The sequence below is a fragment of the Nocardioides hwasunensis genome, from assembly GCF_014779665.1.
In the GTDB taxonomy this organism is placed as follows: domain Bacteria; phylum Actinomycetota; class Actinomycetes; order Propionibacteriales; family Nocardioidaceae; genus Nocardioides; species Nocardioides hwasunensis.
The window spans coordinates 207,508-225,710 of the sequence record NZ_JACXYY010000001.1; the positions used below are offsets into that span (position 1 = coordinate 207,508).

Below are 18,203 nucleotides of genomic sequence, written 5' to 3' on the forward strand. Positions count from 1 at the left end.
TCACGACTCGACCTGCTCCGGATGGTCGATCACGAGCTCCGCCAACAGACGCACGTCGGGCGCCCGGACACCGCGGCCGGCGGGGCGCAGGCGCATGGCCAGCCGGCCCGAGTAGAGGAGCAGCAGCGCCTCTGCCACCGTCCGCGCCGACGTCCCGACCACGGGCTCGGCCAGCTCGCGCAGCCGCATCCTCGCCGTGTCGGTCTCCCGCTGGACGGCCGTCGCCAGCACCTGCGGCGGATCGGCGTGCCCGGCGGCGGTGCCGAGGAAGGCGCACCACCGGGCGCCCGACTCCCGTCGCTGGAAGGCGTCCATCGCGTCGAACACCGCCAGCAGGCGATCGCGGTCGGTCGCCGCCCGCGACAGCGCGGAGTCCCACACCTCGATCCACTCGGCGTGGCGTCGGTCGAGGGCCGCGGCGACGAGCTCGTCCTTGCTGCCGTACGCCCGGTAGAGCGTGGCGGGCGAGACGTGGGCCCGCGCGAGGATCACGTCGACGGGGGCGTGCGCGTCGCCACCCGCGAAGACCACCTCGTCGACCGCGTCGAGGAGCCTGGTGAGCGTCGAGTCCCGGGTGGCCACGGGTCCAGTGTAGGTTGAAGAAGTGAAACGAACGTTATTGTTTGCGGATGCGCGGGAAGCGCTGCTCGTCGTTGCCGGCGCCGGCCTGATCGCGGGGACCTACGGCCTGGTGCGCCTGGCCTACGGGCTCTTCCTCCCGGACATCTCGCGCGCAGTGGACATGGGCACCGCCACGGCCGGCTACATCGCCTCGGGTGCCTCGGCGGCGTACTGCGTCGGAGCGCTGGTCGGGCTGCTGCTGGCCGCCCGCCCTCGCGTGCTGGTGCTCCTTGCCGTCGCCACGGCGTCCGGCGGCGCGGTGCTCCTGGCGCTGGCGCCGACCCTCGCGGTCCTGGGGCCGGCCGTCGTGGTCGCCTCCACCGGCGCCGGTCTGGCCTCGCCCGGTCTCGTGGGCGTCGTCGCGCGCAGTGTCACGGCGTCGCGCGGTGCCGCGGCGCAGGCGACGGTCAACGCCGGAACGGGCCCCGGCCTGGTGGCCGCGGGCCTGCTCGCCCTCGCGCTGCCCGACTGGCGCACGGCCTTCGTCCTGGCTGCCGTCGTCACCGCCCTCGCCGGCGGTGCGGTGCTGCTCCTCGACCGGGACGAGGGCCGCTCGGCTCCGACGCCCGCCGCCTCGGCGGACGACGAGCCGGACCTCGCGCTGGCGTCCCTGCTCGCGCTCGGCGTCCCGGCTCTCGGGGCGGTGCTGCTGGGCGCGGCCTCGGCGGTGACCTGGACCTACGGCCGCACGCAGGTGGCAGCCACCGGCGCGAGCGACACGGCGACGGTCGTGGCCTGGATCGCGCTGGGCGTCGGCGGCACCGCCACCGTGCTCACCTCGCGCCGCCTGGCGGCCCTGTCGCCCCGGAGCGCCTGGATGCTGGCTGCGGGCGTCGTCGCGGTGGCCACGGCCACACTGGGACTGCCAACGGCACCGCTCCCGGCGTACGTCGTCGCGTGCGCCGGGTTCGGCTGGGGCTTCGTCGCAGCGAGCTCGGCGCTCATCGCGTGGGCCGGTCGCGCGGTGCCGGGGCGGGACGCGGCCGGCACCTCCGCGCTGTTCGTCGCCCTGGTGCTCGGCCAGGCAGCCGGCTCCGCGCTGGCGGGTGCGCTGGCGGGCGGTCGGGGGCTGTCCAGCGCGTTCGTCGTGTCCGCGGTGGTGGCCCTGGTTGCCGCGGCGTGCGGCCGGATCGCTCCGCGGTCGGATCCACCGCTCGCCGGCGCACGGCGTCGCGCAGCGCTCCGCGTCTGACGCCCTCCGTCGCCCACCCCTGGGAACGGTGCACCAGCCGGACCACCCGCGTACGTTGGGCACGTCCGGCACCGGCCCTGCCTCCCGCCTGATCCTCCGGACGGCTCGCGTGCCCGAGCGCCGCCCGGGCGCCCACCGTGATCACCAGGAGGCTCGCATGCGTCTGACCTCCTCGCGCGCCGACGAGCGGCCGGCCGTGGTCGTCGTGGTCGGTGCCTCCAGCGGGATCGGTCGTGCCGTCTCGCTCGAGCTCGCCACGCGAGGCCATCACGTGGGCCTGCTGGCCCGGCGGGTCGACGAGCTCGAGGACGCCGCCCTCGCGTGCCGCTCCGCCGGTGCTGGCTCGGCATGGGTCACGACGTGCGACGTGGTCGACGACGGCCAGGTCGCCGACGCGGTGGCCGATGCCCGTGCGCGGCACGGGCGCATCGACGCGGTGGTGCACTGCGCCGGCATCGTGACCTACGGGCGCATCGAGGACGCGGACGCCGAGCACGCCAGCCAGGTGGTGCAGACCAACCTCCTCGGCGCCATGACCGTGGCCCGGCACGTCGTGCCTGTGCTCCGCGAGCAGCGTCAGGGCACCCTGGTGCTGGTCGGCTCCTTGCTCGGGCACATCGCCGTGCCCGGCATGACCCCCTACGTCGTCTCGAAGTGGGGCGTACGCGCGCTGGCGCGGCAGCTGCGCATCGAGAACGTGGACCTGCCCGGGGTCGGCATCGTGCACGTGTCGCCCGGCAGTGTCGACACCGACATCTACGACGAGGCCCTCGACAGCGCCGGTGCGGTCAACTCGCCTCCGCCGCCGATGCAGTCCCCGGAGCAGGTCGCCGCCGTCATCGTCCGCGTCATCGACCGAGGGCGAGGGCGAGGGCGAGGCGGCGGCAGCGTGCAGTCGTCCATGGTCAACTACGCGCTGATCGCCGCGTTCGTCGTCACGCCGAGGGTCTGGGACCGGCTCGTCGGACCGGTCTTCGAGCGTGTCTCGCACAGGGGCCGGAGCTCGGCGAGATGAACAGCGGCTGAACACCGCCGCCGGGGTCTCGCCACGTCGCGGATCGAGGAGAACAGTCGAGGCGTGACCCCCGAGCTCGTCATCCTGGGGCTGGTCGTGGTGACCGCCCTGGCGTTCGACTTCACCAACGGATTCCACGACACCGGCAACGCGATGGCCACGTCCATCGCCACCGGCGCCCTGCGACCCAAGGTCGCCGTCGCCCTCTCCGGCACCCTCAACCTCGTCGGCGCCTTCCTGTCCGTGGAGGTGGCGCTCACCGTCACCAACGCGGTCATCAAGGTGCAGGACTCCGACGGCGCGCCGCGGGAGCAGTTCCTCGCCGACGGGGGCCAGGCGCTGCTGCTGATCATCCTCGCCGGCCTGGTCGGCGGCATCCTGTGGAACCTGCTCACCTGGCTCCTCGGCCTTCCGTCCAGCTCGTCCCACGCACTCTTCGGAGGACTCGTCGGCGCGACGATCGCGGGCCTGGGCCTCTCCGGCGTCAACTGGGCCGGGGACGGCTCGAAGCTCGACGGGGTGGTCGGCAAGGTGCTGCTGCCGGCGCTGCTGTCCCCGGTGATCGCCCTCGTCGTCGCCGCGGTCGGCACCTGGTTGATCCACAGGATCACCGACGGCGTCACCGAGCGCTACCGCGAGAGCGGCTTCCGCTGGGGGCAGATCGGCTCGGCGTCGCTCGTCTCCCTGGCGCACGGCACCAACGACGCGCAGAAGACGATGGGCGTGATCACGCTCGCGCTGATCGCGTCGGGGGAGTGGTCCGACACCGGCTCCATCCCGTTCTGGGTCAAGCTCTCGTGCGCGCTGGCGATCGCCCTCGGCACCTACCTCGGCGGCTGGCGGATCATCCGCACGCTCGGCAAGGGGCTGGTCGAGATCTCCTCGCCCCAGGGCATGGCCGCCGAGAGCTCGTCGGCCGCGGTCATCCTCGCCTCGAGCCACCTGGGCTTCGCGCTCTCCACGACCCACGTCGCCACCGGCTCGATCCTCGGCACCGGCATCGGCAAGAGAGGCGCCGAGGTCCGCTGGGGCGTGGCAGGTCGGATGGTGCTCGCCTGGATGATCACCTTCCCGATGGCGGCCGTGGCCGGAGCCGTCACGTGGTGGATCGGCAACCTGGTCGGCGGACTGCCGGGCGCGCTCGCCGTGTTCGCGATCCTCGTCGGCCTGTCGTCGGCGATGTACGTCCGCTCCCGCCGGGCCCCGGTCGACCACTCCAACGTCAACGACGACTGGGAGGGCGCCACGTCCACCAGCGTCCCCGCCCCCGCGACGACCGCCGGCTGAGCCAGGAGACGACGATGGACAACTTCGGCTACGCCCTCGACGGCGCCTGGCGGGTCCTGCTGGCGGGACTGGTCCTCGGCGCCGGCCTGCCGGCCGTCTTCGCGGTCGGCATCCGGTCCCTGGCGTGGGGAACCGGCGGCGCCGCCGAGGTCGAGGGCGGCAGCCCGCACCTGCTCGGCCGGCTCGGTGCCGGCGTCTGCTTCGCCGTCGTGCTGGCCGGGGTCGCCCTCGGCATCGCCTTCATCGTCGCCTCGGGCTTCGGCTACGCGCTGAGCTTCGAGCACATCTATCCCACGCTGGTGGAGAAGTGAGGAGCACGCCGTGCCCGTGCTGCTGAACCGTGTCGTGGCCTGGCTCCGCGAGGGCTACCCGACGGGGGTGCCGGCGCAGGACTACGTCGCCCTGCTGGCCCTCCTCCGTCGCCGCCTGACCGACGAGGAGGTGGCGGCGATCGCCACCGAGCTGGCCGACGAGGGCATGCTCCCCGCGGACGGCACCGACATCGCGGTCTCGATCACCAAGGTGACCGACGAGGTGCCCTCCGAGGCCGACGTCGAGCGGGTGCAGGAGCACCTCGCCTTCCGCGGGTTCCCGGGCGCCGACCAGACCTGAGCCGCGTCGGCGTACGCCGCCTACTTCGGTTCGGCGCGGAGCAGGCGCAGCAGGCCCAGGACGAACGGGACGACGAGCCAGATCGTGCCCGACACGAGGAGCTGGGCCAGCAGCGTGCCGCCGGGAGCGCCCTCGTCCTGGAACATCAGGCCCTGAGCGGTGTTGAACTCGATCCACGGCGCGAGGTCGGCGAACCACTCCTGGAACGCGCTCAGGACGTTGACCGCGATCGGCAGCACCAGCGAGTAGATGAAGTAGGTGACGATCGCGGCCGGGCTGTTCATCAGCAGCATCCCGATCGCGAAGCCGGTCAGGATGCCGATCAGGTTGGCCACCAGGGAGCCCTTCACGAGCACGTCGGCGGTGATCGACCATGCGCCGCCGCCGAGGAGCGTGCCGATCGCGGCGACCCCCATGGCGACGAGGATCAGGCCCGCACCCAGGATGAGACCGCCGCAGAGCTTCGCGCCCACCACGCGACCGCGGTGCGGCTCGAGGGTGAACGTCGTCAGGCCGGTGCGCTGGCTCCACTCGCTGGTCACCATGAGGATCAGCAAGATGGGAAGGAAGTAGCCCAGCACGCCACCGGAGACGGTGATGACGTCGCCGAAGTCGCGGCTGCCCTCGGGCGCCGCGAACGCGTAGATGACCACGACGGCGAGGCTGAGGAGCACGATCGAGCCGGAGAACCAGCGACCCGCCCGTGTGTCGAGGGCCTTGCGGACCTCGACGCTCACCAGACGGCTGAACGGGACGCGCGGGGTGCCGGAGACGTCGAGGACCTCGGACGTGGCGTTGGCGCTCATGCGGTGCCTCCCTGGGCGGTCGCGGCGGCGGGACGACCCTCGCGCTGGGTGTCCTCGGTGAGGGCGAGGAAGAGGTCCTCGAGGCCGGCCGCCCCGGACCGGAGCTCGGTGAGCACGACCTGGGCCTCCAGCGCGGCCCGTCCGACGGTGGGGGAGTCGCAGTCGACGCGCAGCCCGCCGGCCTCGACGGCGACCGCATGGCCTGCCGCCGTCAGGTGACGCCCGAGCGCGTCGTTGTCCTCGGAGTGGACGAGCGTGCTGCTGGCCTGGCCCGACAGCAGGGACTCCTTGGTGCCCGAGGCGACGATCGTGCCCCGGCCGATGAGGATCATCTCGTCGGCGATGAGCTCGACCTCGTTGAGCAGGTGGCTGGAGAGCAGCACGGTCCCGCCCTGGTCGGCGTACGACTTGAGCAGGCGACGCATCCAGCGGATGCCCGCCGGGTCGAGCCCGTTGGCGGGCTCGTCGAGGATCAGCACCGACGGATCGCCGAGCAGCGCGTGGGCGATGCCGAGCCGCTGGCGCATGCCGAGCGAGTAGTTGCGCACCCGGCGCTTGGACTCGGCGGGGGTGAGCGAGACCAGCTCGAGCATCTCGTCGACGCGCGAGTCCGGCAGGCCCATCGTCTTGGCCCCGATCATCAGGACCTCGCGGCCCGTCCGGCCGGCGTGCTGCGCCGAGGCGTCCAGCAGGACACCGACGTGCAGGCCGGGGTTCGGGATGTCGCGGTAGTCCCGCCCGCCGATCCGGACGCTGCCGGACGTCGCCGGCGTCAGCCCCACCATGATCCGCATGGTGGTCGTCTTCCCGGCCCCGTTCGGACCGAGGAAGCCGGTCACCCGGCCGTGCTGGGCGGTGAAGCTGACGTCGTCGACCGCGGTGAAGCCGCCATAGGTCTTGGTGAGGTGATCGACCGTGATCATGGGGTCCACTCTGGCACGTCGGTCGCCGTGCCCCCGGGACCTCGCCGCCGGGCCGTCCGGGCGCCCGCATCCCGAGACTTCGGTCTCACCAGGGCGCGGTGGGTGGCACCATGGGCTCGTGACCAGCAGCACGATCATCATTGCCTAGCGCGACGGAGCACCCGTCGCGCCCACCTCCTGCACCCCAGGAGGTTTTTTTGTGCCCCCGCCCGGACCAACCCCGATGAGAGAAGACCGATGGACCTGCACGGCGCCTTCCACGTCTACGACACCACCCTGCGCGACGGCGCCCAGCAGGAGGGCCTCAACCTCTCGGTCGCCGACAAGCTGAGCATCGCCCGCCAGCTGGACGGGCTCGGCGTGGGCTACATCGAGGGCGGCTGGCCGGGCGCCAACCCCAAGGACACCGAGTTCTTCCGGCGCGCCCAGGACGAGCTGCGTCTCGACCACGCGAAGCTCGCGGCGTTCGGCGCCACCCGCCGTGCCGGCGTACGCGCTGCCGACGACCCGCTGGTGGCGGCGCTGCGTGACTCGGGTGCCGGCGTCGTCACGCTCGTGGCGAAGTCGCACGACCGGCACGTCGAGCTCGCGCTCCGCACCACGCTCGAGGAGAACCTCGCGATGGTGCGCGACACCGTCACCCACCTGCGTGAGGAGGGGCAGACGGTGTTCCTCGACGCGGAGCACTTCTTCGACGGCTACCGGGCCAACCGGACGTACGCCCTCGAGGTGCTGCGCACCGCGGCCGAGGCCGGCGCCGAGGTCGTCGCGCTGTGCGACACCAACGGCGGCATGCTGCCCGACTGGGTCTCCGACGTCGTCCTCGACGTCATCGACACGACCGGCGCGCGCGTCGGCATCCACGCCCACAACGACAGCGGCTGCGCGGTCGCCAACTCGCTCGCAGCCGTCGCCGCCGGCGCGAGCCACGTGCAGGGCTGCATCAACGGCTACGGCGAGCGCACCGGCAACGCCGACCTCGTCACCGTGGTCGCCAACCTCGAGCTCAAGCTCGACAGGGCCGTCCTGCCGCAGGGGCTGCTCCGCGAGGCGACGCGCATCGCCCACGCCGTCGCCGAGGTCACGAACGTCCCGCCGGCCTCGCGTCAGCCCTACGTCGGCACGTCGGCGTTCGCGCACAAGGCCGGGCTGCACGCCAGCGCGATCAAGGTCGACCCGAACCTCTACCAGCACATGGACCCGCTCGACATCGGCAACGACATGAGGCTGCTCGTCTCCGACATGGCCGGGCGCGCGTCCATCGAGCTCAAGGGCAAGGAGCTGGGATACGACCTCTCGGACGACCGTGGGCTGGTCACCCGCGTCACCGACCGGGTCAAGGCGCTCGAGCAGGGCGGCTACACCTTCGAGGCGGCCGACGCGTCCTTCGAGCTGCTGCTCGCCGAGGAGGTCGAGGGCGTGCGGCCGTCGTACTTCGACGTCGAGTCGTGGCGGGTGATCACCGAGACCCGCACCGACGGCGAGGCGGTCTCCGAGGCGACGGTGAAGCTGCGGGCCGAGGGCGTGAGGTACGTCGTCACGGGTGAGGGCAACGGCCCGGTCAACGCCCTGGACGCCGCGCTGCGCGAGGCGATCGGGCAGGCCTTCCCCGAGGTCGCCAAGCTCGAGCTGATCGACTACAAGGTCCGCATCCTCGACCAGGGGCACGGCACCGACGCGATCACCCGCGTGCTGATCGAGACCACCGACGGGGAGTCGTCGTGGGTCACCGTCGGAGTCGGCGCCAACGTGATCGAGGCGTCGTGGGGCGCCCTCGTCGACGGCTTCACCTTCGGGCTGCGTCGCCGGGAGCGCTGAGCCGAACACCGCCAGCGACGACCTGAGCACGACCGAGGCCCCGGCGGACATCCGCCGGGGCCTCGCTCGTGGTGTGTCAGACGTGTCCCGCGGTCAGCGCACGACCCGGAACTTCGTGGTGGCCTTGCTGGCCTTCACGGCCTTGGTGCCCTGGTAGGCGACCGTGAGCTGGTGCTTGCCCACCTTGAGCCGCTTGTTGACCGTGAAGACCACACGCCCGTCGTCCAGGCGCTTGGTCGCCACCTTCTTGCCATCGATGCGGAGCACGACCTTGCCGGTCGAGTCGGCGCCGGTGGCCTTGACGTCGACCACGACCTTGAAGGACTTCTTGAAGCGCGGCTTGCCGGGCTGGACCTTCACCCGCGTCTTCGATGCGGCAGCCTCGGCGCCGGGCTGGGTCGGGGTGCCCGGCGCGGCGTTGACCGTCACCGAGAAGGTCACCGAGGACGTGGCGTTGTTCGCGTCCCCTGCATAGGTCGCGGTCAGCGTGTGCGACCCGGCCGGCAGGTTGGCGGGCAGCTTGACGGTGCCCGAGCCCTTGGTGAGCTCGACGGAGCCGAGCTGCTTGCCGGACGCGTCGGACACGGTGACCACGCCCGCCGGATCGGCGCCCTCGGTGCCGACGCGCTCCACGCTCACGCTCGCCGTCGAGGCCTCGCCGAACGTCGAGGGCTCGGGGGAGTGCGACGCAGCGACCTTCGTCGGCAGCTTGCAGCCGGCCTCGCACGGAGTGCTGTCGCGCAGGTCGACGATGGCTCGGCGGGCCTTGCCCTGGTCCCCGTTGTTGCCGAGGAACTTCAGCGCGGCATTGAGGTAGTGCCTGACCAGCGGAGCCGTCGAGGCGCCTTGACCGGCGTACTCGCGGGCGGTGGCAAAGCCCTCCGTGACCGAGGTGAGCGGGTCGCCTGACAGGGCACCGGAGCGCTCGGCCTGGTCGACGTAGGAGCCGGCCACCTCGAAGCTCGGTGTCCAGGTCAGCTTGGTCTGGTGCTGGGCGTTGAGCTCGTCGACCGTGGCCGCGCTGGCCGCAGCGATCTCGTCGTCGGAGAGGTGCTCGCTCGCCGTCAGGCCCAGGGAGTCGAAGCCGCGGGCGATCTCGTTGCCGAAGATGTTGCCGTTGTACCAGTACGTCGACCAGTAGCCGCCGAGGGACAGGCTGGTGCCGGAGATCGGGCCGCGGTCGTAGAAGGCGATCTCGACCGGGTTGGCCGAGTCGGTGAAGTCGAAGATCGACAGACCGCCCTGGTACCAGGCCTGCACCATGATGTCGCGTCCGGGGACCGGGATCAGCGAGCCGTTGTGGGCGACGCAGTTCTCCTGGTTGGTCTGGGGGACCGGCAGCTTGTAGTAGCTGGCGAACTCCATCTTGCCGTCGACGATGTCGAAGATGGCGTCGGCGCCCCACTCGGGCTTGTCGGTCTCGCGGCACCGGGCGCCACCGCCGCCACCCCACTCGTCGGTGAAGATCACCTTGGTGCCGTCGTTGTTGAGGGTGGCGGAGTGCCAGTAGGAGAAGTTCGGATCGGCGACGGCGTCGGTCCGCTTCGGGTTGGCCGGGTCGGAGATGTCCAGCAGGATGCCGTTGCCCTGGCACGCGCCGGCCGCGAGACCGACCTCGGGGTAGGCGGTGATGTCGTGGCAGGTGTTGGTGTTGGGCGCGGGCGAGTAGTTGGTGCCCGACGGGTGCTGGCCGTTGGGCGGGAGGTTCTGCAGCCCGTTGTAGGCGCCGGTGTCGGGATCGGAGAAGATCCGCGGCTGATTGACGATCGCCGCCGTCTCGGGCGCAGCGAGCGGCACCTTGATGACGTCGATGCGCCACTGCGCCGGGTTGCCCGTGGTGACGGGCGTGTTGCTGTTGACCGGAGCGCTCTCGCAACCCGCGAGCTCGGTGGCCGAGCGGACGCCGGCCGTGCCGGAGTTGTAGAGGTAGATGTTGCTCGCGTCGTTCGGGTCGGTCACCACGGTGTGGGTGTGCGACCCACGACAGGTCTGCACCCCGGGAAGCTGCCGGGGGCTGTCGATGTCGGAGATGTCGAAGATCCGGATGCCGCGGAAGCGCTGCGTGGGAGCGTCGGTGATGGGGTCGCTCGTGCAGTCGATGCGACCGCGAGTCTCCTCGACCGACATGAAGAGCAGGTCGCCGAAGACCGACACGTCACCCTGCCCGCCGGGGCACACGAAGGCCCCGCGCAGCTCGGGGGTGGCCGGATCGGAGACGTCGTAGACCTGGAAGCCGTTGTAGCTGCCGGAGATCGCGTAGTCCCCGGTGAAGGCGAGGTCGGAGTTGTTCTGAGCGAGGAACGAACCGGTCTTCGGAGAGTTGTCGAGCAGCTCGATGTTGCTCGCGGCGTCCGACCAGGGGTTGAGGCCCGGGCCGAGTCCGATGCGGGGATCGGGCTCATCGGCGGCCTGGGCTGCGGCTGCGGGAAGCAACGCGGCGACGAGCGCTCCCGCCGCCAGTCCCATGGCTCGATGCGTGAATGTGGTGCGACGGAGAACCGACATGGAGGGGGTGACGACCTTTCAATCGTGACCGCGCCCGTGATCGTTGGAAGGGTGATCCGACGACCGAGCACGACCTATGATGCCGAGCAACGTAGCGACGCCGATGTGTCCTGCACCACGAACTAAAGACGTATTGCGAACACTGGATGAATAGCGGAAGTGAGCTCGAATGACCCTCCTGACCCGGCTCGGCGCGGTACTCGTCGTCGTCCTCGGCACTGCCTCGTGCACCGAGGACAAGCCCGAGGACGCGTCGTCCACCGAGAGTGGAGCCCCGGTCGTCCAGCTCGGAGGCCCGGGAGAGGCCGGACGCACGCTCTCGCCGGAGGAGGCCGACGCAGTGGAGGGGCCGACCCACACCGCCGCGGACATCGAGTTCGTCGAGATGATGATCCCGCACCACCAGCAGGCACTCGAGCTGACCGCCCTCGTCGAGGACCGCGCCGCTGACCCCGATCTCCGCGTGATGGCCGAGCGGATCGAGGTCTCGCAGGCCGACGAGATCGCGATGATGGAGGGGTGGCTGAGCGAGCGTCAGCAGCCCGAGGCTGCTGGTAGCGACCACGGCGACCACGGGGATCACGGCGACCACGGGGAGCAGGAGACGGGCGAGCACGACCACGCGGACATGCCCGGGATGTTGTCGCAGGACCAGCTCGACCGCCTCGCCGCGAGCACGGGCGGTCGCTTCGATCGCCTCTTCCTGCAGTCGATGATCCACCACCACGAGGGCGCGATCAGGATGGTCGAGACCCTGCTCGGCGGCGACGAGGGCGGGCTCGAGTCCGAGATCTTCCAGATCGCGAGCCACATCGGGTCCGACCAGGCCGTCGAGATCGCATCGATGAAGCGACACCTCACCGCGAGCAAGATCGGCTAGGTCACGCGATGGCCGAGCCGGCGACGTACGCCGTCGCGCCGCAGGAGACCCGGGCGACCGATCGTGTCGTCACCGTCATCCTGCTGATCGGCCTCGCGGTCCTCGCGCCGGTTGCCGGATTCATGGGGCTGCTCACCGCGATGGCGTCCGACTCCTGCGGCAGCGGCACGGAGTGCAACGACGGACTCGTCGCGACCGGCGTCTTCACCTCGGCCACGTCGCCGATCATCGTCGCCCTCGCGGCCCTGGTGTGGGTGGTGGTGCGGTGGCGGCGCGGTCGTGCGACGTGGTGGGTCCCCCTGGTCGCCGTCGTGGTCGCCGCCGGCACGTGGTGGATCGGCGCGCTGATCACCTTCGGCGCCGTCGGCTCGTAGCCGGCCGTCGGGTCGCTCAGGCCCCGACGACCCGACGGACCAGGTCGTCCCACCCGGCCTCGATGCGGTCGAGCGAGATGTGGTCGGCCTGCTGCTGCTCGAGGACCATCACGTCGAGCGGCGCCAAGATCGCGGTCGCGAGCAGCACGAGGTCGCCCGTCACGCCGAGCTCGCCGAGCAGGTGCCGCACGTGCATCACGGCGAACGACGCCGCGGCTCGTGACCTCGCCGAGTGGGAGCCGGTGGCGGCCTTGATGAGTGCGCCGTGGGTGACGTTGGTGCGCAGGCGCGAGTGGCCGAAGGCGAGCAGGCGGTCGTGGGCCGGGGCTCCCGGTCCGAGGGGCGGGGGACCGGAGATCACGCTGCCCTGCCAGGCCGCCTCCGACTCGTTGAGCACCGCGGCCATCAGACCCTCGCGGGTCTCGAAGCGTCGGAAGACGGTGCCCTTCCCGACGCCGGCCTCGGACGCGACCGTGTCCATCGTCACGCAGTCGACCCCCCGCGTCGCGACCAGCCGCAGCGCCGCGGCGAGGATGGCCTCCCGGTTGCGCGCCGCGTCGGCCCGCTCCGGGGCGGGCTCGTCCGCCATCGGCAGCAGGTGGGTCACGCGGCCAAGGGTAGGGGTCCGAGAAAGATCGCCGCACCGGGAATGAAAGCGGACCATGGTCCGTTTAGGCGGGTATGACCACTGACAAGCAGACCCGTGTCGCCGTGCTCCTCGGCTCCCACCGCGCCGGCTCCCTCAACCGTCGCATCGCCGAGCACCTGCGCGACCACGCCCCCGCCGGTGTGACTGTCGACGTCGTCGAGGGCCTCGACACCATCCCGTTCTACAGCGAGGAGATCGACGGCGACACCGTGCCGGCCGGAGCCTCCGCGCTGCGCCAGGCCGTCGCGGGCGCCGACCGTGTCCTCGCGGTGACGCCCGAGTACAACGGCACCATGCCGGCCGTGCTCAACAACGCCATCGATTGGCTCTCGCGCCCCTACGGCCAGGGCGCCATCGTCGGCAAGCCGTTCGCGGCCATCGGCGCCACCCCCACGCCGTACGGCGGCAAGTGGTCGCACGAGCACGCCCGTCACTCGGCCACCATCGCCGGCGCCGTCGTCGTCGAGGGCATCGTCGTCGACGAGTCCGCGGTCGAGGGCGACCCGCTGCAGAACGAGGAGGCCATCCAGCGCTTCCTCGGCGCGCTCGACGCCCTCGTCGCCCACGAGGTCGAGGCCGCGGCCTGATCCGGCTCCCCGCTGGCTGAGCAGGACGAGGAACGAGCCCGTGTCGAAGCCGAGGTGGACAGTCGCCTCGGCCTCGGCCTCGGCCTCGGCCTCGACACGCGAGCTTCGCTCGCTGCTCGACCAGCGGTGAGGTTACGGTCGAACGCGTGTCCCTCCACGACCTGACCGCGCTCGAGCAGGGCGACGCCGTGCGCAACGGTGACGTGTCGCCGCTCGAGCTGGTCGAGCACTACGCCGATCGTGCCGACCACGTCGGCGCCTTCGTCACGACCACCCACGATCGTGCGCGCGAGCACGCGCGACGACTGACCGAGCAGGGGCGCCCGGGAGCAGCAGGTCCGCTCTGGGGCGTCCCGACCGGCATCAAGGACCTCCACCCGACGGCCGGCGTCCGCACCACCTTCGGCTCGGCGGCGTACGACGACTTCGTGCCCGAGGAGTCCGACGACCTCGTCCTCTCCGTCGAGGCGGCCGGGATGCCGAGCCTGGGCAAGACCAACACCCCGGAGTTCGGCTCGCCGTGCTACACCGAGCCGGACGTCGCGCCGCCCGCCGTGACGCCGTGGGACACCACCCGCACCGCCGGTGGGTCCTCGGGCGGCGCCGCGGCCGCGGTGGCGGCAGGCCTGCTGCCCGTCGCCCCCGGCTCCGACGGCGGTGGCTCGATCCGGATCCCTGCCTCCTGCTGCGGCCTGGTCGGGCTCAAGCCCTCGCGCGGCCGGATCAGCGGCGCACCGATGTACGGCGACCCGGTCGGGCTGGCGACCGCGGGCACCCTGGCGCGCACCGTCCGCGACGCCGCCGCCCTCCTCGACGTGCTCGCCGGGCGACGCGTCGGCGACCCGTCCTGGGCGCCTCCTCCGTCTGCGCCCTTCCTCGACGCCTGCGACCGCGAGCCCGGCCGGCTGCGGGTCGCACGCTTCATCACGCCGGTGATCGCGGACGTCGAGGTCGACCCGACCAGCGTGACCGCGTGGGAGGGCGCGTCGCGACTGCTCGAGGAGCTCGGCCACGACGTCGAGGACGTCCCGGTGCCGATCCCGCCGGAGGCGACGGCCGACTTCGAGACCTGCTGGGCGGTGCTGACCGCGCTGTCGCCGGCCCCGCCCGGCCGCGAGGACCGCCTCCGGCCCCTGACGCGCTGGCTCGGCGGGCTCGGGCACGCCGTCAGCGGTCCGGAGCTCGGCCTCGCCATCGGCCGGATGCGGCGTCACGCCGCGGTCGCGCTCGCCGCGCTGGCGGCGTACGACGTGGTGCTCACGCCGACCCTCGCCCGTCCGCCCGCGCTGGTCGGCGAGCTGCGCGACGACGCCGACCCCGCTCGCGACTTCGCGAACCAGAAGGCGTTCACGCCGTGGACCAGTGCCTGGAACGTCACCGGCATGCCGGCGATGTCGCTGCCGCTCCACCTGACCGACGACGGCCCCCCGGTCGGCGTCATGCTCGCGGCCCGACCGGCCGAGGAGGAGCTGCTCCTCTCGGTGGCCGCGCAGGTCGAGGCGGCCGTGCCGTGGGTGGACAGGCGCCCACCCGGCTGGTGACGCGAGCTTTGCACCCGAGTCTCCCGCTTGTCGGCCGAGATCTGGTGTGACAAGCGGGGTGGTCACCGGATATCCGGCGACTCCAGCCCCCTGGCGCCCAGGCGCCCGCCCGGCTGGTGATCAGTCGCCGATCCCGCGTGCGTGCAGTGCGTCGCCGGTGTCGCGAGCACGCGCGACGACACGGATGACGAAGGGGATCAGCCGCGCCCGCGGTGAGCGCTCGAGCCCGCGCGCGAGGGCCGCGTCGCGCGACTCCTCGGCGAGCATGATCGTGGTCGGGATCGCGCGCAGCATGAGGGAGAACGCCAGTGCCACGGCCTCGGGGTCGACCCCCACCCGCCGGAGTGGCTGCAGCCCCCGGGCCACCGCGTCGAGCACCTCGTCGACGGGGGTCGTCACCGTGAGCGTGGTGGCGAGCAGGATCAGTGCGACGAGGTCGCCCACGACCTCGACCGCGCGCGGCCACCCGTTCTGCCAGACCGTCCACGCGCCGAGGATCGCCGCGGTCAGCAGGAGCCACCGCATCGCCCGGAGGGTGAGGCCGAGCCTGGCCCCCGACCACACGAGCAGCACGGTGGCGATCGCGAGGAACGCCACCGCCGACCCCGGCCCGCGTACGACGACCACGACGAGGCTGGCGGCCATCAGGCCGAGCAGCTTCGCGCCGGCCGGGAGCCGGTGCAGCCACGTCGTGCCGGGCTGGTGCAGACCGAGGAGCTGGGCGCTCATGCAGTGCGCCGGTAGTGCTCGATGACCTCGGCCGGGATGCCGTCGCGCTCGACCCGGCCACCGCGGACCAGCAGCGCGCGGTCGCAGCGCGCGGCGAGCTCGAGGTCGTGGGTGACGAGGACGAGCTGCTGGGGGATGCCCAGCAGCAGCCCGCCGATCTTCCGGCTGTTGCCGAGGTCGAGCAGGGTCGTCGGCTCGTCCGCGACCAGGATCGAGGGCTCGGTGGCGAGCACCCCGGCGAGCGCGAGCAGCTGGCCCTCGCCGCCCGACAGCGCATGGACGCTGCGGTCGCCGAAGCCCTCGAGGCCGAAGTCGGCGAGCACCCGGTCGGCGCTCGCGAGGCGCTCGGCCTTGTCCCTCACCTGGCGGCGCAGCGAGAGCGCGACGTCCTCGCGCGCCGTCGGCATCACCAGCTGCGCGGAGGGATCGGTGAACATGAACCCGACCCGACGCCGTACGTCGCGCCCCTCGCGCGCCACGTCGAGACCGTCGACCAGCACCCGGCCGGTGGTCGCGGGGACCAGCCCGTTGACCAGACGCGCCAGGGTCGACTTCCCGGATCCGTTGGGGCCGATCAGCACGATGCGCTGCTCGACCAGGTGGAGCGTCGTCTCGTGGAGGATCTCCCGCTCACCGTCGTGGGTCGGGACCGTGACGGTGACCTGCTCGAGGTGGATCTCGCTCACGCGGCGGGCGTGCCCTCGCGCTGTGCCTCGGTGCGGGCGGCGACGGGCCGGCCGAGCAGGTCGGGGAAGGCGCGGTGCACGGCCGTCGCGACGAGCGCCATCGCCACGTTCTTCAGCACGTCGCCGATCCAGAAGATCTTGTCGACGTCCCACGCCTGGGCCCAGGTCAGGTGGGCGCGCAGGACGAGGCCGGCCATGCCGAGCGTGTGGATGAACACCGCCGAGCTGATCAGGCCGGCGAGGAAGATCGCGATCGGGCTGACCAGGGAGCGGCGGGGGAGCCGCTCGACGATCGCGCCGCACAGCGCGGCGGCGAGGAGGAACCCGACGATGTATCCGGCGGTGGGACCGGCCAGGACGGCGAGACCCGCGGCCCCGCCGGAGAAGATCGGCAGCCCGGCTGCGCCGCCGGCGACGTAGAGCAGGACGGCGAGGAAGCCGCGGCGGCTGCCGAGCACCGCGCCGGACAGGAGCACCGCGAAGGTCTGCAGGGTGACCGGCACCGGGCCGGCGACCTTGATCGCGGGCAGCAGGGCGCACGCCGCGATCAGTGCGGCGAACGCGGCGACCAGGGCGATGTCGGTGCCGGGGTTGCGACGGGTGCTCATGCGCGGGATCCTCTACCTGAACGGTGATCAGTTGAACGGTGTTCAGGTTAGGGTCGCCGGGTCCGCGCGTCAATGATCAGGTCGGGGGTATGCCGTGCCGCACCACCGCTCCGACGTGCTGGCCCACGCCGTCGCCCTGCTCGACGACCACGGCCTCGCCGCGCTGACGATGCGCCGACTCGGAGCCGAGCTCGACGTCCAGCCGAGCGCGATCTACCACCACTTCGCGAGCAAGCAGGCCCTTCTCGCCGCCGTCGCCGACGAGATCCTCTCCCGCGGTGCGAGACCACGCACGGCCGCCGAGTGGCCCGACCAGCTGCGGGAGGTCTGCTCGGAGCTCCGACACGCGATGCTCGCCTGCACCGACGGTGCCGACGTGGTCGCCACGGTGTCGGCGTTCGGCCTCGGTGCGGCCGCGCCGGTCAAGGAGATCGAGGCGATCCTCGGCTCGGCCGACGTGCCCGACGACTTGGTCGCCGTCGCGTCGCGCACCCTCGTGCACTACGTCTTCGGCCACGCCTTCGAGGAGCAGACCGCGCGTCAGGCGGTCAGCCTCGGAGCCGTCGAGCGGTCCCTCGAGTCGCTGCCGGACTTCGACCTCGGCCTCGACCTGGTCATCGACGGCCTCCGCGCCCGCCTGCCCTGACCTGACCGCCCCCGGGATATCTGAGGACGTGGTGTACGTCAGTCGGAAGCAAATCCGTACGTCACGTCCTCAGATATCAGGCGCTGGTGTCGACCTCGGCGCCGTGGAGCTCCGCCAGCAGCACGGCTCCGGCGAGGTCGAGCCTCGTCGCCCGCAGCACCGCGGCCGTCAGGTCGACGCCGCCGAGGCTCGCACCGCGCAGGTCCGTGCGGTCGAGGGTGGTCTCGCGCAGCAGCGCGCGGTCCAGCCGAGCGCCCGCCAGCGTGGCGAGCGTGAGGTCGCTGAGCGAGAGGTCGGCCTCGCGCAGGTCGACGCCGCTGAGGTCGACGCGCGACAGGTTCGCGCCTCGGATCGTCACGCCGAGCCACGAGCCGCCCGTCACGTCGAGCGGGCGGAGCGTGCACTCGGAGAAGGTGCTGCCGACCAGCTTGCAGCCGTCGAGCGTCGCGTCGAAGAACGACGTGCGGCGGAAGTCGCAGCCGACGAACGCCGTCGCGGTGTGGGTGGAGGCGTTGAAGCGGCCGCCGTGGAAGGTGCACCCCTCGAACAGCGCGCCCGACGTGGTGGCCTCCGAGAGGTCGACGTCGGTGAAGGTGCAGTCGACGAACCGCGCGGCGCCGAGGTCGTCGCCGTACCAGTCCTCGCCACGGAAGTGGTGGCCGCGGTGGGGTTGGTCGGTGGCAGCCCAGGGGTCGGTCATGGCGGCCACGCTATCCGTGGGTCG

At 72.2% G+C, this 18,203-nt stretch carries 20 protein-coding genes; 11 read left to right on the plus strand and 9 right to left on the minus strand.

The window, feature by feature from the left end; genetic code table 11:
• Entirely contained in the window at window positions 1-582 is a 582-nt protein-coding gene (locus IEZ25_RS01055) for a TetR/AcrR family transcriptional regulator (protein ID WP_191197546.1), read from the minus strand.
• 22 nt (window positions 583-604) lie between these two features.
• Here IEZ25_RS01055 and IEZ25_RS01060 point away from each other — a divergent pair, with 22 nt between their 5' ends.
• From IEZ25_RS01060 to IEZ25_RS01080, 5 genes are all read left to right on the plus strand, one after another.
• Window positions 605-1,813 (plus strand): MFS transporter, encoded by a 1,209-nt coding sequence (locus tag IEZ25_RS01060; protein WP_191197547.1) that lies wholly within the window; start codon window positions 605-607, stop codon window positions 1,811-1,813.
• 157 nt (window positions 1,814-1,970) lie between these two features.
• Window positions 1,971-2,828, plus strand: a complete 858-nt coding sequence (locus IEZ25_RS01065) for an SDR family NAD(P)-dependent oxidoreductase (protein ID WP_191197548.1) — start codon at window positions 1,971-1,973, stop codon at window positions 2,826-2,828.
• Between the two features lie 63 nt (window positions 2,829-2,891).
• Window positions 2,892-4,115, plus strand: coding sequence for an inorganic phosphate transporter (locus IEZ25_RS01070; RefSeq protein ID WP_191197549.1), 1,224 nt, complete (start codon window positions 2,892-2,894; stop codon window positions 4,113-4,115).
• Between the two features lie 14 nt (window positions 4,116-4,129).
• Complete coding sequence (locus tag IEZ25_RS01075; protein ID WP_191197550.1) at window positions 4,130-4,426, plus strand: hypothetical protein; 297 nt, start codon at window positions 4,130-4,132, stop codon at window positions 4,424-4,426.
• 10 nt (window positions 4,427-4,436) lie between these two features.
• Entirely contained in the window at window positions 4,437-4,727 is a 291-nt protein-coding gene (locus tag IEZ25_RS01080) for a DUF3349 domain-containing protein (RefSeq protein ID WP_191197551.1), read from the plus strand.
• Window positions 4,728-4,747: 20 nt separating this feature from the next.
• Here the strand turns inward: IEZ25_RS01080 and IEZ25_RS01085 are convergent, their stop codons facing one another.
• A complete protein-coding gene (locus IEZ25_RS01085; protein WP_191197552.1) occupies window positions 4,748-5,533 on the minus strand; it encodes an ABC transporter permease in 786 nt (261 codons plus the stop codon).
• Complete coding sequence (locus tag IEZ25_RS01090; protein ID WP_191197553.1) at window positions 5,530-6,456, minus strand: ABC transporter ATP-binding protein; 927 nt, start codon at window positions 6,454-6,456, stop codon at window positions 5,530-5,532. Before IEZ25_RS01090 ends, IEZ25_RS01085 begins: the two co-directional genes overlap by 4 nt.
• Window positions 6,457-6,693: 237 nt before the next feature.
• Here IEZ25_RS01090 and cimA point away from each other — a divergent pair, with 237 nt between their 5' ends.
• A complete protein-coding gene (cimA, locus tag IEZ25_RS01095; RefSeq protein ID WP_191197554.1) occupies window positions 6,694-8,274 on the plus strand; it encodes a citramalate synthase in 1,581 nt (526 codons plus the stop codon).
• Between the two features lie 93 nt (window positions 8,275-8,367).
• On the opposite strand, the gene IEZ25_RS01100 is transcribed toward cimA, so the two are convergent.
• Window positions 8,368-10,740 (minus strand): Ig-like domain repeat protein, encoded by a 2,373-nt coding sequence (locus tag IEZ25_RS01100; RefSeq protein WP_191197555.1) that lies wholly within the window; start codon window positions 10,738-10,740, stop codon window positions 8,368-8,370.
• Window positions 10,741-10,948: 208 nt separating this feature from the next.
• Between IEZ25_RS01100 and IEZ25_RS01105 the strand changes: the two genes are divergently transcribed.
• Both IEZ25_RS01105 and IEZ25_RS01110 read left to right on the plus strand, forming a co-directional pair.
• Window positions 10,949-11,659: a DUF305 domain-containing protein gene (locus IEZ25_RS01105; RefSeq protein ID WP_191197556.1), complete on the plus strand. Its 711-nt coding sequence runs from the start codon at window positions 10,949-10,951 to the stop codon at window positions 11,657-11,659.
• Window positions 11,620-12,033, plus strand: a complete 414-nt coding sequence (locus IEZ25_RS01110) for a DUF6264 family protein (protein WP_344056943.1) — start codon at window positions 11,620-11,622, stop codon at window positions 12,031-12,033. The genes IEZ25_RS01105 and IEZ25_RS01110 overlap by 40 nt, the downstream gene beginning before the upstream one ends.
• A gap of 16 nt (window positions 12,034-12,049) precedes the next feature.
• Here the strand turns inward: IEZ25_RS01110 and IEZ25_RS01115 are convergent, their stop codons facing one another.
• Window positions 12,050-12,640, minus strand: a complete 591-nt coding sequence (locus IEZ25_RS01115; protein ID WP_318151974.1) for a TetR/AcrR family transcriptional regulator — start codon at window positions 12,638-12,640, stop codon at window positions 12,050-12,052.
• Window positions 12,641-12,714: 74 nt separating this feature from the next.
• Here IEZ25_RS01115 and IEZ25_RS01120 point away from each other — a divergent pair, with 74 nt between their 5' ends.
• Together IEZ25_RS01120 and IEZ25_RS01125 are read left to right on the plus strand one after the other, a co-directional pair.
• Window positions 12,715-13,269 carry an NAD(P)H-dependent oxidoreductase gene (locus IEZ25_RS01120; protein ID WP_191197558.1) on the plus strand — a complete coding sequence of 185 codons (555 nt, stop codon included), beginning with the start codon at window positions 12,715-12,717 and terminating at the stop codon, window positions 13,267-13,269.
• A 146-nt stretch (window positions 13,270-13,415) separates the two neighbouring features.
• The gene (locus tag IEZ25_RS01125) at window positions 13,416-14,810 is read left to right on the plus strand and encodes an amidase (protein ID WP_191197559.1); all 1,395 of its coding nucleotides are present in this window, start codon (window positions 13,416-13,418) and stop codon (window positions 14,808-14,810) included.
• A gap of 120 nt (window positions 14,811-14,930) precedes the next feature.
• On the opposite strand, the gene IEZ25_RS01130 is transcribed toward IEZ25_RS01125, so the two are convergent.
• From IEZ25_RS01130 to IEZ25_RS01140, 3 genes are read right to left on the minus strand one after another with little or no spacing between them, the layout of a single operon-like run.
• A complete protein-coding gene (locus IEZ25_RS01130; protein WP_191197560.1) occupies window positions 14,931-15,539 on the minus strand; it encodes an energy-coupling factor transporter transmembrane component T family protein in 609 nt (202 codons plus the stop codon).
• Window positions 15,536-16,225: an energy-coupling factor ABC transporter ATP-binding protein gene (locus IEZ25_RS01135; protein WP_191197561.1), complete on the minus strand. Its 690-nt coding sequence runs from the start codon at window positions 16,223-16,225 to the stop codon at window positions 15,536-15,538. The genes IEZ25_RS01130 and IEZ25_RS01135 overlap by 4 nt, the downstream gene beginning before the upstream one ends.
• Window positions 16,222-16,833: a biotin transporter BioY gene (locus tag IEZ25_RS01140; RefSeq protein ID WP_191197562.1), complete on the minus strand. Its 612-nt coding sequence runs from the start codon at window positions 16,831-16,833 to the stop codon at window positions 16,222-16,224. Before IEZ25_RS01140 ends, IEZ25_RS01135 begins: the two co-directional genes overlap by 4 nt.
• A gap of 94 nt (window positions 16,834-16,927) precedes the next feature.
• Between IEZ25_RS01140 and IEZ25_RS01145 the strand changes: the two genes are divergently transcribed.
• Complete coding sequence (locus IEZ25_RS01145; RefSeq protein ID WP_191197563.1) at window positions 16,928-17,479, plus strand: TetR family transcriptional regulator; 552 nt, start codon at window positions 16,928-16,930, stop codon at window positions 17,477-17,479.
• 76 nt (window positions 17,480-17,555) lie between these two features.
• On the opposite strand, the gene IEZ25_RS01150 is transcribed toward IEZ25_RS01145, so the two are convergent.
• Window positions 17,556-18,179, minus strand: coding sequence for a pentapeptide repeat-containing protein (locus IEZ25_RS01150; RefSeq protein ID WP_191197564.1), 624 nt, complete (start codon window positions 18,177-18,179; stop codon window positions 17,556-17,558).
• Window positions 18,180-18,203 lie beyond the last annotated feature (24 nt).

Excerpts from the sequence above, each read along its gene's own strand:
- IEZ25_RS01065 (WP_191197548.1), top strand. The coding sequence starts at position 1,971 with ATGCGTCTGACCTCCTCGCGCGCCGACGAGCGGCCGGCCGTGGTCGTC.
- IEZ25_RS01075 (WP_191197550.1), top strand. The coding sequence starts at position 4,130 with ATGGACAACTTCGGCTACGCCCTCGACGGCGCCTGGCGGGTCCTGCTG.
- IEZ25_RS01085 (WP_191197552.1), bottom strand. The coding sequence starts at position 5,533 with ATGAGCGCCAACGCCACGTCCGAGGTCCTCGACGTCTCCGGCACCCCG.
- IEZ25_RS01090 (WP_191197553.1), bottom strand. The coding sequence starts at position 6,456 with ATGATCACGGTCGATCACCTCACCAAGACCTATGGCGGCTTCACCGCG.
- cimA (WP_191197554.1), top strand. The coding sequence starts at position 6,694 with ATGGACCTGCACGGCGCCTTCCACGTCTACGACACCACCCTGCGCGAC.
- IEZ25_RS01100 (WP_191197555.1), bottom strand. The coding sequence starts at position 10,740 with ATGGGACTGGCGGCGGGAGCGCTCGTCGCCGCGTTGCTTCCCGCAGCC.
- IEZ25_RS01105 (WP_191197556.1), top strand. The coding sequence starts at position 10,949 with ATGACCCTCCTGACCCGGCTCGGCGCGGTACTCGTCGTCGTCCTCGGC.
- IEZ25_RS01120 (WP_191197558.1), top strand. The coding sequence starts at position 12,715 with ATGACCACTGACAAGCAGACCCGTGTCGCCGTGCTCCTCGGCTCCCAC.
- IEZ25_RS01130 (WP_191197560.1), bottom strand. The coding sequence starts at position 15,539 with ATGAGCGCCCAGCTCCTCGGTCTGCACCAGCCCGGCACGACGTGGCTG.
- IEZ25_RS01140 (WP_191197562.1), bottom strand. The coding sequence starts at position 16,833 with ATGAGCACCCGTCGCAACCCCGGCACCGACATCGCCCTGGTCGCCGCG.
- IEZ25_RS01150 (WP_191197564.1), bottom strand. The coding sequence starts at position 18,179 with ATGACCGACCCCTGGGCTGCCACCGACCAACCCCACCGCGGCCACCAC.